Origin of the sequence: Pseudarthrobacter sp. J1738 (genome assembly GCF_050490315.1) — a bacterium.
In the GTDB taxonomy this organism is placed as follows: Bacteria; Actinomycetota; Actinomycetes; order Actinomycetales; family Micrococcaceae; genus JBNPEO01.
In genome coordinates this window covers 125202-139147 of sequence record NZ_JBNPEO010000003.1, presented here as the reverse complement: position 1 = coordinate 139147, position 13946 = coordinate 125202, and the positions used below count along the sequence as shown (strand labels likewise).

The window sequence follows — 13946 nt, the reverse complement described above, 5'->3', positions numbered from 1 at the left end:
CTTATTTCTTCACGAAGGCCGCGTTGCTGAGGTGGACCACACCGTCCGCGAACGTTTCCACTCCGGCCACTTTGTTGGAGTAGGCCGTGAGGCTGTGGATCCGGTAGAGGTAGATGATCGGGTCGTCGGCCTGCACCTGCTGGACGGCTTTCCCGTAGAGGGCCGCGCGGGCTGCCTGGTCTGTGGTGGTGGAGGCGTCGGTGAGGAGCTTGTCCACGGCAGGGTTGCTGTAGCCGGAGTAGTTGTTGCCGCCGCCGGTGGCCAGGAAGTTGTACATGTTCCCGTGCGGGTCCACGCGTCCGGACCAGCCCAGCAGCAGGGCTTCGAAGCTGCCGTGGCTCTGGACGTCCAGGAGCGTGGAGTACTCAACGGGCGCGATGGTCAGGGCGAATCCGCCGTCCGCCGCGGACGCCTGGAGCGCCTGCGCATACCGCAGCGAGTCCGGCGAGTTGGTGACCTGGACCTTGATGGGGAAGGGCACCGGAACCCCGGCGTCCTTCAGCATCTGCTTGGCCTTCGCCGGATCGTAGGCCGGGCAGCCTTGGGCGGCGTCCGAAGAGAAGGGGCTGGAGGGTGCCACGGGGGAACAGGCAGGCTCGTACCAGTTGTTGAAGAGCGTGCTCACCAGGGCTTTGCGGTCGATCGACATGGACAGCGCCTGGCGGATGGTGGCGTTCTTGGCCAGTGGCGTGTTGAGGTCCCCCACCGGTTTGCCCACGCCGTTGGTGTTGCCCAGGTTAATGGTCAGGCCCTGGTAGCCCAGGGATCCCACCTGGAGCACGCCGACGCCGCGTTCCTTGGCGAGCGCGTCCACGTCCTGGGGTGCGATGCTGTCCGCCACCTGGACGTCGCCGGAGCGCAGGTTGGCGGTCCTGATGTTGGAGTCCGTCATGATCCGGTACGTCACCGTGTCCAGGTGGACGTTTTTGGCGTCGTAGTAGAGCGGGTCCCGTTCCACCTGGATGGAGGTTTGCGGGATGCGCTGCTTGAACTTGAACGGTCCCACGCACACGGGGTGGTCTCCAAAGGAATCCCCTGCCGCAGCAACCGCCGTGGGCGAGAGGATCATGCCGGCCCGGTCCGCGAGCGCCGCGGTGAGGGGAGCGAACGGCTTCTTGTAGCTGATCTGGACGGTAGTGGGGTTCAGGGCCGTGATGCCGCTGATCGGGCCAAGTTCGCTCTTGCGGGCGGAACCTTTCATGGTCAGGTCCCTGTCCAGGGTGGCGCGGACGGCCTCGGCGTCGAACTTGGTGCCGTCGGCAAACACGGCGTCGTCCCGCACCTGAATGGTCACCGTCTGCCCGTTGTTGCTCACCTCGGGAAGCTTGGTGGCAAGCTGCGGAACGATCTTGCCCTCGGCGTTGATGTCGTACAGCTTCTGGCACATCGTCTGCATGACGTACCGGGTGTAGAGGGACGACGACGTTGTGGGGTCCAGGCGGTCGGGTTCAGCCGAGAGGGCCATCACCAGGTCGCCGCCGTCCACCACTTTCTGGTTGCCGATGGGGGCGGAGGTCACGTCGTTATGCACTACCGCCTCGGGCAGGGGCTGGATGGGGGCGCAGGCAGTCATCGCCAGTGCCAAGGCGGCCACGCCGCCGCCCAAGGCAGCGCTTCTCGCCCTGAATGGAGTGCCGTCCGGAAGGGCCCGGGGGCGGAACGGGAGTCTCATACAAGTCCTATGATCGAGCACGGAATGTGAGATTGAATACAATCGCTGAACGAACATATCCTTGGTATACGTTTCGATTCAAGGGTGTATTGGAGAATTTACGGTGAGGAAACATTTTTTCCGCTCAGCTGAGCGGCTGCATCTGGTGCTGATGCTGGCCCTGACGTTTTCCACCGGCGTGGTGGACGCGATGGGCTACCTTGGCCTGGACCGCGTATTCACCGGGAACATGACCGGCAACGTGGTGCTGCTGGGCATGGCCATGGCAGGCGGGACAAGCCTCCCCGTGCTGCGGCCGGCGCTGGCGCTGGCCTTCTTCATGCTGGGCGCAGCCCTGGCGGGACGGCTTCTTCGGCGCAATGGCGAAGGCTGGTCGCCGCAGACCTCCGCGGCCCTGCTCGCGGTGTCGCTGGGCCTGTGGGCACTGACGGTCTTCGTGCTCCTGGCCCCCGTGCAGGCGGACCCCACGCTTGGCAGCATCGTCACCAGCGCACTCGCCCTGCTCATGGGCACCCAGGCCGCGACGGCGAAACGCCTGAAGGTCGCGGAGATCACCACCGTGGTGGTCACCTCCACCATCACCGGCCTCGCGTCGGATTCGCGGCTGGCCGGCGGCAAGGGAACGTTCTGGCAGCGGCGCGCCCTGGCCATTGCCCTGATCATGCTGGGAGCCCTGGCCGGAGCGGCTGCGCTGCATGTGCACCTGGCGCTTGCACTGTCCATGGCTGCGGTGATCGCTACGGCAGTCACGGTGACAGGGCACGCCGCACATCGCCGCCCTGCCGCAGAGGCAAAGGCAGACTCGGAGAGTCCCTCGCTGGCCCGGGACTGAGGCGGCGCTGACCGGGGACTAAACCGGTCAGTGGGGCGGGACGGCGGGCACGTCTGTAACGGCCGCCGTCGGAGGGCTGCGCGATTCGCGCATCAAGCCTTGCGCTAATCGCGCATCAGTAGCTATGATCTACATCATGCTTCGGGCCCGCAGCCCGACCTCCCTCTCCCCCACACAACAATGAGGTTGCACATGTCTGTCCCCATCAAGGCCACCATGGAAAAGGTTCCTGGCGGCATGATGCTGATCCCCCTGCTCATCGGCGCCTTGCTCGGCACCTTCGCCCCGGATTCCGCAAAGTTCTTCGGGTCCTTCACCGGCGCCCTCTTCACCGGCGGCACCACGATCCTCGCGGTGTTCTACGTCTGCATGGGCGCCAGCATCGACATCAAGGCCACCCCGTACATTCTGAAAAAGGGCGGCGTCCTCTTCGGCAGCAAGGTCCTGTTCGCCATCATCATCGGCGTCATCGCAGGCCGGTTCATGGGTGAACTTCCCATCGACGGCGGCCTGCTGTCCGGCCTCTCCGTGCTGGCGATCCTGGCCGCCCTCAATGACACCAACGGCGGCATGTACATGGCCCTCATGGGCCAGTACGGCAAGCCCAAGGACGTGGCGGCCTACTCCGTGATGACGCTGGAATCCGGCCCCTTCCTGACCATGGTGACCCTCGGCGTCGCGGGTCTTTCGGCCTTCCCGTGGCAGGCCCTGGTGGGTGCCATCATTCCCCTGCTCCTCGGCGCCATCCTGGGCGCCTTGGACCCGGCCATGCGCAAGTTCCTGTCCTCCGCGGCGCCTGTCCTGATCCCGTTCTTTGCCCTGGCACTGGGCTTCGGCCTGAACCTGGGCCAGGTCCTGAACGCCGGGCTGCTCGGCGTTGCCCTGGGCCTGTTCGTGCTCATTGCCGGCGGCGCCGTGCTCTTCTTCGCGGACAAGCTCACCGGCGGTTCGGGCATCGCCGGCCTCGCGGCAGCCACGACCGCCGGCAACGCAGCCACCGTTCCCATGCTGGTGGCCGCCGCCAACCCGGCCTATGCCCCGGCAGCGGGCCCGGCAACCGTGCTGGTGGCCGCGTCCGTAGTGGTGACCGCCATCGGCTGCCCGCTCATGGTCGCTTGGTACGCTAAGCGCCTGAAAGCCAAGCAGCCCGTAGAAACCCCCGAGGTGGCCCCAGCAGTATGAGCACCACCGCAGCCAAGCGCTGGGCAATCATCGCCGACGACCTGACGGGGGCGGCCGATGCGGCCGCAGCCTACGGACCCACCCACAGCAGCTCCGTCATCCTGGATCTGGACTCCACGTGGCCGGACGCTGACATCCTGTCGGTCAACACCGAGAGCCGCTACCTTTCAGCGGAAGAGGCGGCAGCCGCCGTCACCGCGGCTGTGGGACGCGCCCTGGAACAGGACCGGCAGGTTTTCAAGAAGATCGACTCGCTGCTTCGCGGCAACGTCGGTGCCGAGGTTGCCGCAGCGCTGGGCCGCGTCAGTGAAGGCCGCAGCAGGGGCCTGGCCCTTGTGGCCCCCGCCTTCCCGGGCACGGGAAGGACAACCGTTGGCGGCCTGGTCCACGTCAACGGTGCGCACAACGCGCAGGGAAGCTTCGACGGCGACGTCGCGGCGGCGCTTGCCGCCGGCGGTCTTTCGACTGAACTCGTGGAGCGGGAAACGCACCCCACCCCGGAGGAACTGGCCGCGCACCTGCGCAACGTGCAGGAACGCGGGCGTGACGCCGTCGTACTTGACGCTGTTTCCGACGACGACCTGAAACGCGTGGCTGCCGCGGCAGCCCTGCTGGACTTCCCCGCACTCCTGGTGGGCTCCGGCGGACTGGCCGGGCACGTTGCCCCTCGTGGAGAAGGGCAGGATGTTCTTCAGGAGCACGCGAGGTGCGTGACACGGACGCTGACCGTGATTGGCAGCTATTCCGGCCTCGCCCGGCAGCAGACGGACGCGCTGGTCGCCGCAGGTGCCCGGCACATCACGCTGGACCACCAGACGCTCGAGGACCCGGCAGTCGCGCGCGAAGTTGCGGCGGCGATGCTGCGGACGGACGTGGTGTTGACGCCGGATCCCATGGGCGCCGTGGACAAATCGCAGGCGCTGGTGGTGGCGGAGGCGCTGGCACGCGCCACTGCGGCTGGCGTCGAGCACTGCGAGGCGCTGGTCCTGACGGGCGGGGAAACGGCCACGGCCGTCCTCAGAGCCCTCGGCGCCGGCAGCTTCACCGTCATCGGGGAGATTGAGCCCGGAGTGGTCATGAGCCTGCTTCCGGAGCCCCTCCCCCTGCTGGTCACCAAGGCCGGTGCATTCGGGGACGCCGGCACGCTGGCCAGGACCAAACAGTTTTTCACTAGCACTACGACTGAAATGAGTAGCAAATAATGGGACGCCCGATTGTAGCCATCACCATGGGCGACGCGGCCGGCATTGGCCCGGAGATCATCGTCAAGGCCCTGGCGGACAGCGAACTCCGGTCCAAGGCGCGGATGCTGGTCATCGGCGATCTGCGCCGGATGCAGCTCGCCGCGGACATCGTGTCCAGCCCGCTGACCCTGCGCAAGGTCACCGAACCGTCGGAGGCATTGTTCCAGGAAGGCACCATCGATGTGCTGGACATCGACTGCATTCCGGAGGACCTGGCCTGGGGCGAGCTGTCCGCCGCCGCCGGACACGGTTCGTACCTCTTCATCGAGAAAGCCGTGCAGCTGGCAATGGATCGCCAGGTGGATGCCATCTGCACTGGACCGCTCAACAAGGCGGCCCTGCACGCGGCCGGACACAAGTTCCCGGGCCACACGGAACTCCTCGCCGAACTGACCGGCACCGAGGAAGTGTCCATGATGCTGACCGCGCCCAAGATGCGCGTCATCCACGTGACCACGCACATCGGCCTCATCGACGCCATCGCCAAGATCAACGGCGACCTGGTCTACCGGACCATCAAGCGCGGGTATGAGCTGCTGCGCACCTCCGGGATCGAGAACCCGCGGATTGCCGTGTGCGCCATTAACCCGCACGCGGGCGAGAACGGTCTGTTCGGCTACGGCGAAGAGGCGGAGAAGATCCAGCCGGGCATCGAGAAGGCCCAGGCGGACGGCATCAACGCGTTCGGCCCGCTCCCGGCGGACACCCTGTTCTTCCTGGCCGGCCGCGGCGACTTCGACCTGGTGGTGGCCCAGTACCACGACCAGGGCCACGGACCCGTCAAGGTCCTGGGCCTGGAGAACGGCGTCAACATCACCGTGGGCCTCCCCGTGGTGCGGACGTCAGTTGACCATGGCACGGCCTTCGACATCGCCGGCAAGAACATTGCCGACCACGAGTCGCTGCTCGAGGCGCTGCGGCAGGCAGTGGACCTGGCACCAGCGCGCGACGAGGCCTGAACGCTTCAGTAGTGAAACGGCCGGTCAGCGTAGAATTGCTGGCCGGCCGTTGCCGTCCCTGATTCGTTAGAGCCGGAACTAGCATGGGTAGCACTGCCACTGCCATACCCACGGGAAGGAGACCGGGAATGCTCAGCGCAAACGCGCGGCGCGAGGAGATCTACCACCTTGCCGTGACCACCGGCCTTGCCTCCGTGGAGGAGCTCTCCGCCAAGTTCGAGGTGACCGCGTCCACCATCCGCCGCGACCTGGCGCTGCTGAATTCGCAGGGCCGGCTGGCCCGTACGTACGGCGGGGCGATGGCGCTGGGCGCGCACCCGGAGGCGTCGCTGCGGCAGCGCACGGGTCAGGCGTTCGAGCAAAAGCATGCCATAGCCCGGTGGGCGGCGTCGGTGATCCAGCCCGGGGAGAGCATCCTGCTCGACGCCGGCTCCACGGCGGGTGCCCTGGCGCACGAACTGCGCGGGTTTGATCGGTTGTCCGTGACGACGCCGGGCCTGAATACTTTGCAGGAGCTGGCCGATTCGGAGGGCATCGAGGTGGACTGCCTGGGCGGCCGGCTCCGGGGCGTCTCGCAGAGTTTCGTGGGCCCGCTGGCCGAGGCGGCGCTGGAGCGGATGAGCTTTGACCGGGTGTTCCTGGGCGCCGACGCCGTCACCGCCGAGGACGGCATCTGCGAAGCCGACCACGCCCAGACCCGCCTCAAGGAGCTGATGGCCCGGCGGGGGCGTTTGGTTTATGTTTTGGCCGACTCCTCCAAGCTCGGACTGCGGCCGTTCCACGCCTGGGCGCGGCTGGCACTCCCCTGGACCCTGGTGACGGACGACGGCGCCGACCCCGCCCAGGTGCAGAAGTTCCGCGACGCGGGGGTACAGGTTGAGGTGGCCTCCGTTTCCGGGTAAGTCCCGGTGGGTAGGCTATTTCTACAACGAACGAAACCCCTGAACGATATGGAGACGCGCATGCACGCCGTGCTGGAATACACCTACGCAGACGACTACCTCGAAAGCCGCGAACAGTACCGCGCAGACCACCTCCGGGCGGGGTGGGAGGCAGTCGAACGCGGCGAGCTCCTGCTGGGCGGCGCCGTTGGCGAAGTCCCCTTCAAAGGCTTGTTGATCTTCACCGGCGAAAACGCAGTGGAAGCCGCCAAAGCTTTTGCAGCCGCCGACCCCTACGTCCTCAACGGCGTGGTCACGGAGTGGACCGCCAACCCGTGGACAACGGTGCTCGGAAACGAAGCAGCCACACCAGTCCGCCCCTAAGCCGCGTAGACCCTGCCCTACTGCACGGATGGCGCACATGCGCCTACGTCGAAGTTCCCAACGCGCCGGACTCCTCAAGCACCTGCTGTAGCCCGGTGACGGGAATGTCGGGAAACTCGGCGCGCGCCAGGCCAAACTCAAAAGCAGCCGTCCCCGATTCCTCCCAGATGCCGGCCCCTGCCACCCTGGCCAGGAACGGTGAAAACGGCTTGGCCGCCACTGACAGCACCCGCAGGGCGGCCGCCGGAACGCGCTGAACCGTTCCATGGCCTGCCCGGGCAAGCACAGCCTCCGCGAGCTGGTTGCCGGTCAGCGTGTGCGAGCCCCACTCGATGACGCGGTCCCGAAGCGCCGGGTCGCGGAGGGCACGGACCACGACGGCGGCGGCGTCCCGGACCGAGGTATAGGTCACGGGGGCGGATCCCGAGCCGAACACCGGCACCTTGCCCTTCGATTCAAGCGGGGCCGTCATGGTCTCAAGCCGCTGTTCCAGGAGGGCCCCGATCCGGACAATCGTCCAGTGCACGCCGGACGAGCGCACCGCATCCTCGGCCGCAGCCTTGCAGCGCAGGAAGTCGATAGGCCCGTCGGCGGCAGCACCATGCATGGACATCATCACCACATGTTTCACTTCGGCCGCGGCCGCCGCGCGGACCAGCCGGATGGCGCCGTCGCGGTCCACCGTCCGCGGGTTCGAGTCCTTGACCCCGAATCCTGAAGCCGCGAACACCAGCCCATCGCAGCCAGCCACCGCTTGCTGGCAGTCCGCGTCTGAGCCGAGGTCCCCGCGGAGGAGCTCGACGCCGTCGCTCATCTTTCGGGGGAAGGGCTGGGACTTGCCGCGGGCCATGATGCGGACCTGCTGCCCGGCGGCAAGGAGCAGGGGAACCACGGCGCGGCCGAGGCGGCCGGTGCCGCCGACCACCAGGATCATGACCGGTCACCTCCAACTGCCCCATGGACTGCCTCGCTGATAGCCACGTTCACGTCGCCGGAATCCTGGTCCACGGGTTCAAGGTAAAACTGGGCCGCCGCGATCTTGTCGTCGCGGACGGTGAGGATGGAGACCCCGGCAGCACGCTGTACGGACCCGTCCGGCCGGGTGCCGCGGTTGCTCCATTCCATCCAGACTTTGCCATCCGGCCCTGTGGCCACGTCGTGGACGGTGAGGGTGAGATCCGGCAGACCGGCAAAGAGCGCCGTCCAGTTCTTCCGGACCTGCGCGGAGCCGGTAAAGCTGCGGGCGGGGTGGACGGGGGTGGTGTTCCTGTAGTCCTCCGCGAATTCAGACACCATGGCCTCAAGGTCATGGCGGTTGGCCGCGGCCAGCATACGCCGCACTGGGCCTTCGGGGACGCGCTCGATTCCTGAAGCGTCCATGATCTGCTCCTTAGTTTCCGTCGCGGGAGGCGGAGAGGCTGGATCGCTGAATTTGATACAGTTAGCTGTATCTAACTGATACAAGGAGCATAAGCCCGATGGGACCCGCAGTCAACGGTGCGCCGCCCCGCCCCCGCAGCTACGATGCCCGCCGCCGGCAGGAGGCGGCCGAGGAGTCCAGGAAGCGGGTGCTGGCCCAATCGCGCGAGCTGTTCCTGGCCCACGGGTACGGCCGGACCACTATCGCGGCCATCGCCCACGCCGCCGGCGTCTCCAAGGAATCCGTATACAAGGGGTTCGGCGGAAAGCCGGGGCTTGTCCGGGCCATCTACGCACAGAGTCTGCTGGGAGCAGGCGGTCCCCCGGCTGAGGAACGGTCGGACCGCGCCCAGGCCACGGTCACCGATCCCCGCGAACTCATGGAGCAGTTCGGCCGGTTCATCGCCGAGGTCAGCCCGTTGGGCTCCCCCGTCTACCTGCTTATCAGGGACGCCGCGGCGAGCGGGGACCAGGATATGGCCGCACTCCTGCGCGACGTGGACGACGAGCGGTACCAGCGCATGCTGCACAACGCGCACCAGGTGCTCGGAAGGGGGTTCCTGCGCCCGGGCCTGACCGCGGAGGAGGTGGCCGACGTCTTCTTCATGACCACCTCGGCTGAGCTCTACGAGACCCTTGTCCTCAAGCGCGGCTGGACCGCGGAGCGCTTCGGGGTGTTCATGGCCAGGACCCTGGGGGCCAACCTCCTGCCGGACGGGAACGCTGCGTCTGCCAAAGAACGAAACCCCTAAACGACATGGGCAGACACGCGTGCACGCAGCGTGGGCGAACGGCAGCCACTGCTCTGTGGCAGTCCGTCGATCGGGCTTGCGATCAGGCTGGCTTGACCTTCGCGAGCGTGAATATCCCGTAGCGCATCGCACCGGTGCGGTAGGCCAGGATCATGCGGGGAATGCTCCAAAAGGAGTCACGGTTCCGGGCGCCAAGGGCGAGTCGACGGATCTTCGGATCGACGAGCAAGGCCTTCATCAGCCGGGCGGCACAGAGCAACCACGTCCGGGCGACACGGCGCTGACATCCTCGTAGCCGGTCACCGTAAAGCCCGCGGCAGTGGCCATTGCCTCGTACTCCTCGCGCGTGCCCATCGAGGGCAGGCGCCCTTCCCGGCAGATCGGCTCAAGCAGGTGCCGGACCTTCCAGCCCCTGGCATCGGTCCCAGCGAGCCAGGCACACACGACCAACCGGCCGCCGGGCGCCAGCACTCGGTGCGCTTCTGCGAAGAAGCCGGGCTTATCGACCATGTGCTCGCTTGACTCGATCGCCCAGGCCGCATCGGCCGAGGCATCGGGCAGCCCGTTGAAGAGCCAGTCACGCACCTGGATGTCGACGCCCGCCGCGGGATGGGCGGCGGCATAGGTGCCCTGCTCAGCGGACAGCGTGAAGCCAGTGACCCGGACCTTGCGCGTCATGGCGAGCCGCCGTGCAGTGGCACCGTAGCCGCAGCCGATATCCACGCACACATTTCCGGGCTCCAGGTTCAGCCGGTCGGCGACGGCGTCGACCAGCGCCTCGACGGCCTCTTCGGCTGTCTCGCGGCCCGTCACCCACAACCCGTGATGAACATGGTCCCCCCACACCTGGCGGTAAATGGGATCGAGCTCGTCGTAGTGGTCCGCGACCGCCGCGGCATCCTGGGAAATATCTGGGACGATCACGGCACGACACTACAACGGCGCTCCACCGCGAAGGAAGGGAAAGGACGACGGCGGCACTTGCGTCCCGCCGTCGTCCTCCCCCACGTTGGCGGGTATCAGACCAAGGGTGTAATCGGAGATACAGAGAAGGGTACGGCCAGCAGGGACTGCACCCCGTCCACGAAGTCCTTAACATGGACTTCCTCGTTGTGGGCCTCCAGGTCCCCGCGGCGGGCCCATCCCTCAATGAGGACGTACGTACCTGGCCTTTGATCGTCTGCGAAGACCGTATATTCCAAGCATCCGGTGTCCTTCCGGCTCAGCGACTGCAGTCCGAGGAGTGCTTCCTGCAGCATGGCTTCGTGCCCTGCTTTTGCGGTGAACACCGGCATTAACCAGACTTGCGTTTCGTCGTGGCTGACTGTTGTGTGTGGCATTTTTCGTCCTCGGGTGGTCCTGGGCTTGCGGGAGGGGCGGATTCGTCGCCGCCCCTCCCCTTACGTCATGCGTTGATCTGCGGAACGTCGACCCAGGATTCTTTTGCCGCCGACTCGACAATTGCGTCGTCGATGAGGGCTACCTGATATCCGTCGGCAAAGTTCGGGCTGACGCTGCCGCCTTCTGCGATGGCCTTGAAGAAGTCGTAGGCCTCGATGATCTTCGTTTCGCCGTATCCGATGCCGAGCGCAGGGATGGGCCACAGTGCATCTCCATGCGGGTGTGCGGGCCCGGTGTAGACGGTGCGGAATCCGCGGCGGTCGGCCTGGTCGGACGCGAAGCAGACCTGCAGTTCGTCGCGCCGCTCGTAGTTGAAGACGATGCTGCCCTCGGTTCCGTGGATTTCGAAGGTGATGTAGTTGTTCCTGCCGTGGGCGTTGCGGGTTGCTTCCACGGAACCCACGGCACCGTTGGCAAAGCGGATCATGGTCATGACTTCGTCGTCCACGTCGACCTGGCCACGGGGGCCTTCTCCGCCCCGTACCGTGCCGAGTGCGTCAGCACCTCCGGCTTGGAGCGGCCGCTCGGGGATCCAGGTGGACAGGAGGGCGTTGACGGCGCTGAACTCGCCGACAAGGTAGCGGGCCATGTCAATGACGTGCGTTGCAATGTCGCCAAGGGCGCCGGAGCCTGCAATGGATTTCTGGAAACGCCAGGAGAGCGGGGAGTTCGGGTCGGCGCTCCAGTCCTGCAGGTAGGTGCCCCGGAAGTTGAGGATTTGTCCGATGGCCCCTTCCTCGATGTATTTCTTTGCCAGTGCAACGGCCGGAGTCCGCCGGTAGTTGAAGGCGACCATGTGGACGAGGTTCTTGTCTTTGACTGCGTCGTACATCGCCTTGGATTCTTCGCCCGTACGCGCCAGGGGCTTTTCGCAGATGATGTGCTTGCCTGCTTCGGCGGCGGCAATGGCAATCTCGGCGTGGAGGTGGTTTGGCGTGGCGATGTCGACGACGTGGATGTCCGGATCATCGATGATGCTGCGCCAGTCTGAGGTGGAGTTTTCGAAGCCGAAGCGGCGGGCCGCTTCCGAGGCAAGGTCTTCGGTGGCTTCGGCAATGACTTTTCGGACCGGCATGGCTGGTGCGGGCCAGAAAAACATGGGCATGGCGGCGTAAGCCAGCGAGTGGGCCTTGCCCATGAAGCCGCCTCCGATGAGGCCGACGTTGAGGTTCTGCATGTGAATCGTGTTCCTTCCGGAAGGCAGGGCAGTTGCCGTCTGTGGCAGTCCCCGCGGTTGAAAAATTAGTGAGAGAGGAGCTTTTCGAGGTACTTCTTGCTGAGGGCCGCGGCTTCCCGGGGGTCACCGTCGTAGTTGTCGAGTTCGACCATGAGCCAGCTGTCATAGCCGCTCTCGCGGATGGCTGCGATGATGTCGGGGAAGTCGAGCTCACCCTGTCCAAGCGGCAGGAAATTGAAAGGGTCCTTCTGGAAGTCCTTGAGGTGGACGTGCCGGATCCTGTCGGGGTACTTCCGGATGACTGCGGCCGGGTCCGCTCCGCCGGCTGCAAGGTGTGCGGTGTCCGGGCAGAAGCCGATCCGGGTGAGCGGCATGAGCCTGTCCAGTTCTTCCGGGCTTTCCACAATGGTGCTCAGGTGCGGGTGATAGCTTGCCGACAGACCGAAGCTTTCCGCAATGTCCGTCACGCTGTCCAGGGCCTCACCGAGGCGGTGGTAGTCCTCGTCAGTGGTTCCGGCGGCGCGGCGTGCCCCGCCTCCCACTACCAGCCGTTCTGCTCCAAAGTTGGCAGCCAGTTCGGCGGCACGGTGGATCCGGTGCAGCTCGTCGGGAAGGATGTCAGCGTAGATGAAGTTCGCGCCGGTATAGACACTGGTTAGCTCGATGTTGTTGCTGCTGAGGATCTCTTTAAGTTCTTCGGGCTTGTCGGCGTATTCGGCCAGGTTGCCGTCGAACATCTCCACGCCCTCATAGCCAACGGAGGCGATGTCCTGGACCGCTTGCTGCATGGACCCGTGGGTCATGTAGAAAAGGTCCTTCACGCTCGTCACACCTTGCGGGTGGCCGACGACGCCGCCCCAGGTGATGGAACAGTAACCGAGTTTCATTGCTTCTGCCTTTCAGCTGCGGGGGAAGAGGTGAGTGATCCGGTGAGGTTGTCCGTTTGCGGAACCTCTACCCAGGTCTGGTGCGCGGCCGAGGTTACGACTGCATCCGTAAGGAGGGCTGCCCGTAGGCCGTCCCGGAAGGTGGGCATGCCGTCCGGTTCCTGGCCGTGGACGGCCGCATACACGTCCGCGACGAACGCGTTGAAGCTGTCCTGGTAACCCTGGGGGTGGCCCGGGGGAAGTTTGGCGTAGCGCCGGCCGCCCGGCGTCGTGAGTGTTTGCGGGCCGACCGGGATCTCGGAACTTGAGTCGCTGCGGCCGACGTGCAGGGTGTCGGGCCGTTCCTGGTTGAAGCTGAATGACGCTTCGGTTCCATCGAAGGAGAACCAGAGTCGGTTCTTCCTGCCGGGACTGACTTGGCTGACCACCACGGAGCCGGTGGCACCCTTGTCCGTCTCGAACAGGAGCGTGGCGCCGTCCTCGGTAGCGACGGAGGACAACCGGCCGCCGGTTTCGCGTTCGTCGTACGCCCTGCTGGTCTGGGCCACAAGCCTGGTGATTCTGTGTCCGGTGGTGAACTCCATCAGGTCACACCAGTGGACGCCGATGTCGCCGAACGCCCTGGAGGCTCCGCCGATCGTTGAATCGACCCGCCAGTTCGTGGCTTCCGCGCCGGCCAGCCAGTCCTGCAGGTAGGAGCCGTGCAGGAGCCAAAGCCGGCCGGCGTCGCCGCGCTGGATACGGTCGCGGGCCTCGCGGACGGCCGGATAGAACCGGTAGACGAAGGGCACGCCGGTGACGACCCCGGCCTGGGCCGCGAGGGTTGTCAGTTCCAACGCGTCCCCAACGTTCGTGGCCAGTGGCTTTTCGCAGATGACTGCTTTTCCTGCCGCAATGGCCTTGCGGGCAAGGTCGGCGTGGGTGGCATTCGGGGTGCAGATATGGATGACATCCACATCTGCCCGTGCGATCAGTGCTTCAGGCGATTCGGCTGCGGTTCGGGCGCCGATCGCGGATACTGCAGCTTCGGCGGAAGCCTGGCTGCTCCCGGCGACTGCGACGACCTCACCGCCTGCTGCGCGGACCGCATGGGCGTGGACAGAGCCCATGAATCCTGTTCCGATGATTCCGGCCCGTAGCTGGGAAGTCACGGGTG

General features: G+C 65.9%; 16 protein-coding genes. 7 read left to right on the top strand and 9 right to left on the bottom strand.

The features are described 5' to 3' along the window. Position 1 precedes the first annotated feature (1 nt). Positions 2–1729 (bottom strand): ABC transporter substrate-binding protein, encoded by a 1728-nt coding sequence (locus tag ACQR35_RS06565; RefSeq protein WP_430269564.1) that lies wholly within the window; start codon positions 1727–1729, stop codon positions 2–4. Between the two features lie 46 nt (positions 1730–1775). On the opposite strand from ACQR35_RS06565, the gene ACQR35_RS06560 reads away from it, so the two are divergent. From ACQR35_RS06560 to ACQR35_RS06535, 6 genes are all read left to right on the top strand, one after another. Then, complete coding sequence (locus ACQR35_RS06560; protein ID WP_430269563.1) at positions 1776–2504, top strand: YoaK family protein; 729 nt, start codon at positions 1776–1778, stop codon at positions 2502–2504. 192 nt (positions 2505–2696) lie between these two features. Further along, a complete protein-coding gene (locus ACQR35_RS06555) occupies positions 2697–3686 on the top strand; it encodes a 2-keto-3-deoxygluconate permease (RefSeq protein ID WP_236801406.1) in 990 nt (329 codons plus the stop codon). After that, positions 3683–4888: a four-carbon acid sugar kinase family protein gene (locus ACQR35_RS06550; RefSeq protein WP_430269562.1), complete on the top strand. Its 1206-nt coding sequence runs from the start codon at positions 3683–3685 to the stop codon at positions 4886–4888. The genes ACQR35_RS06555 and ACQR35_RS06550 overlap by 4 nt, the downstream gene beginning before the upstream one ends. After that, complete coding sequence (gene pdxA, locus ACQR35_RS06545; protein ID WP_236801404.1) at positions 4888–5889, top strand: 4-hydroxythreonine-4-phosphate dehydrogenase PdxA; 1002 nt, start codon at positions 4888–4890, stop codon at positions 5887–5889. Before ACQR35_RS06550 ends, pdxA begins: the two co-directional genes overlap by 1 nt. A 128-nt stretch (positions 5890–6017) precedes the next feature. Beyond that, positions 6018–6791 (top strand): DeoR/GlpR family DNA-binding transcription regulator, encoded by a 774-nt coding sequence (locus tag ACQR35_RS06540; RefSeq protein ID WP_430269561.1) that lies wholly within the window; start codon positions 6018–6020, stop codon positions 6789–6791. Positions 6792–6851: 60 nt separating this feature from the next. After that, positions 6852–7154, top strand: a complete 303-nt coding sequence (locus tag ACQR35_RS06535) for a YciI-like protein (protein ID WP_236821530.1) — start codon at positions 6852–6854, stop codon at positions 7152–7154. A gap of 43 nt (positions 7155–7197) precedes the next feature. Here the strand turns inward: ACQR35_RS06535 and ACQR35_RS06530 are convergent, their stop codons facing one another. Together ACQR35_RS06530 and ACQR35_RS06525 are read right to left on the bottom strand one after the other, a co-directional pair. Further along, positions 7198–8088, bottom strand: coding sequence for an SDR family oxidoreductase (locus ACQR35_RS06530; RefSeq protein WP_430269560.1), 891 nt, complete (start codon positions 8086–8088; stop codon positions 7198–7200). After that, entirely contained in the window at positions 8085–8534 is a 450-nt protein-coding gene (locus ACQR35_RS06525; protein ID WP_430269559.1) for a nuclear transport factor 2 family protein, read from the bottom strand. The genes ACQR35_RS06530 and ACQR35_RS06525 overlap by 4 nt, the downstream gene beginning before the upstream one ends. A 98-nt stretch (positions 8535–8632) precedes the next feature. Here ACQR35_RS06525 and ACQR35_RS06520 point away from each other — a divergent pair, with 98 nt between their 5' ends. Continuing rightward, positions 8633–9325 carry a TetR/AcrR family transcriptional regulator gene (locus tag ACQR35_RS06520; protein ID WP_430269558.1) on the top strand — a complete coding sequence of 231 codons (693 nt, stop codon included), beginning with the start codon at positions 8633–8635 and terminating at the stop codon, positions 9323–9325. An 82-nt stretch (positions 9326–9407) separates the two neighbouring features. Here the strand turns inward: ACQR35_RS06520 and ACQR35_RS06515 are convergent, their stop codons facing one another. The 6 genes from ACQR35_RS06515 to ACQR35_RS06490 all read right to left on the bottom strand — a co-directional run bounded on the left by ACQR35_RS06515 (position 9408) and on the right by ACQR35_RS06490 (position 13941). Beyond that, complete coding sequence (locus ACQR35_RS06515; RefSeq protein WP_430269557.1) at positions 9408–9563, bottom strand: hypothetical protein; 156 nt, start codon at positions 9561–9563, stop codon at positions 9408–9410. Beyond that, positions 9563–10249, bottom strand: a complete 687-nt coding sequence (locus ACQR35_RS06510) for a class I SAM-dependent methyltransferase (protein ID WP_430269556.1) — start codon at positions 10247–10249, stop codon at positions 9563–9565. Before ACQR35_RS06510 ends, ACQR35_RS06515 begins: the two co-directional genes overlap by 1 nt. Positions 10250–10344: 95 nt before the next feature. Then, positions 10345–10665, bottom strand: coding sequence for a putative quinol monooxygenase (locus ACQR35_RS06505; RefSeq protein ID WP_430269555.1), 321 nt, complete (start codon positions 10663–10665; stop codon positions 10345–10347). 65 nt (positions 10666–10730) lie between these two features. Next, positions 10731–11903, bottom strand: coding sequence for a Gfo/Idh/MocA family protein (locus tag ACQR35_RS06500; protein WP_236801395.1), 1173 nt, complete (start codon positions 11901–11903; stop codon positions 10731–10733). Between the two features lie 65 nt (positions 11904–11968). Further along, positions 11969–12790 carry a sugar phosphate isomerase/epimerase family protein gene (locus tag ACQR35_RS06495; protein ID WP_430269554.1) on the bottom strand — a complete coding sequence of 274 codons (822 nt, stop codon included), beginning with the start codon at positions 12788–12790 and terminating at the stop codon, positions 11969–11971. Beyond that, positions 12787–13941 carry a Gfo/Idh/MocA family protein gene (locus ACQR35_RS06490; RefSeq protein WP_430269553.1) on the bottom strand — a complete coding sequence of 385 codons (1155 nt, stop codon included), beginning with the start codon at positions 13939–13941 and terminating at the stop codon, positions 12787–12789. Before ACQR35_RS06490 ends, ACQR35_RS06495 begins: the two co-directional genes overlap by 4 nt. Positions 13942–13946 lie beyond the last annotated feature (5 nt).

What these genes read in the sequence shown, in the direction of transcription:
- ACQR35_RS06565 (WP_430269564.1), bottom strand. Translation starts at nt 1,729, where the DNA reads ATGTTCGTTCAGCGATTGTATTCAATCTCACATTCCGTGCTCGATCAT.
- ACQR35_RS06555 (WP_236801406.1), top strand. Translation starts at nt 2,697, where the DNA reads ATGTCTGTCCCCATCAAGGCCACCATGGAAAAGGTTCCTGGCGGCATG.
- ACQR35_RS06550 (WP_430269562.1), top strand. Translation starts at nt 3,683, where the DNA reads ATGAGCACCACCGCAGCCAAGCGCTGGGCAATCATCGCCGACGACCTG.
- pdxA (WP_236801404.1), top strand. Translation starts at nt 4,888, where the DNA reads ATGGGACGCCCGATTGTAGCCATCACCATGGGCGACGCGGCCGGCATT.
- ACQR35_RS06540 (WP_430269561.1), top strand. Translation starts at nt 6,018, where the DNA reads ATGCTCAGCGCAAACGCGCGGCGCGAGGAGATCTACCACCTTGCCGTG.
- ACQR35_RS06535 (WP_236821530.1), top strand. Translation starts at nt 6,852, where the DNA reads ATGCACGCCGTGCTGGAATACACCTACGCAGACGACTACCTCGAAAGC.
- ACQR35_RS06530 (WP_430269560.1), bottom strand. Translation starts at nt 8,088, where the DNA reads ATGATCCTGGTGGTCGGCGGCACCGGCCGCCTCGGCCGCGCCGTGGTT.
- ACQR35_RS06525 (WP_430269559.1), bottom strand. Translation starts at nt 8,534, where the DNA reads ATGGACGCTTCAGGAATCGAGCGCGTCCCCGAAGGCCCAGTGCGGCGT.
- ACQR35_RS06520 (WP_430269558.1), top strand. Translation starts at nt 8,633, where the DNA reads ATGGGACCCGCAGTCAACGGTGCGCCGCCCCGCCCCCGCAGCTACGAT.
- ACQR35_RS06515 (WP_430269557.1), bottom strand. Translation starts at nt 9,563, where the DNA reads ATGAAGGCCTTGCTCGTCGATCCGAAGATCCGTCGACTCGCCCTTGGC.
- ACQR35_RS06505 (WP_430269555.1), bottom strand. Translation starts at nt 10,665, where the DNA reads ATGCCACACACAACAGTCAGCCACGACGAAACGCAAGTCTGGTTAATG.
- ACQR35_RS06500 (WP_236801395.1), bottom strand. Translation starts at nt 11,903, where the DNA reads ATGCAGAACCTCAACGTCGGCCTCATCGGAGGCGGCTTCATGGGCAAG.
- ACQR35_RS06495 (WP_430269554.1), bottom strand. Translation starts at nt 12,790, where the DNA reads ATGAAACTCGGTTACTGTTCCATCACCTGGGGCGGCGTCGTCGGCCAC.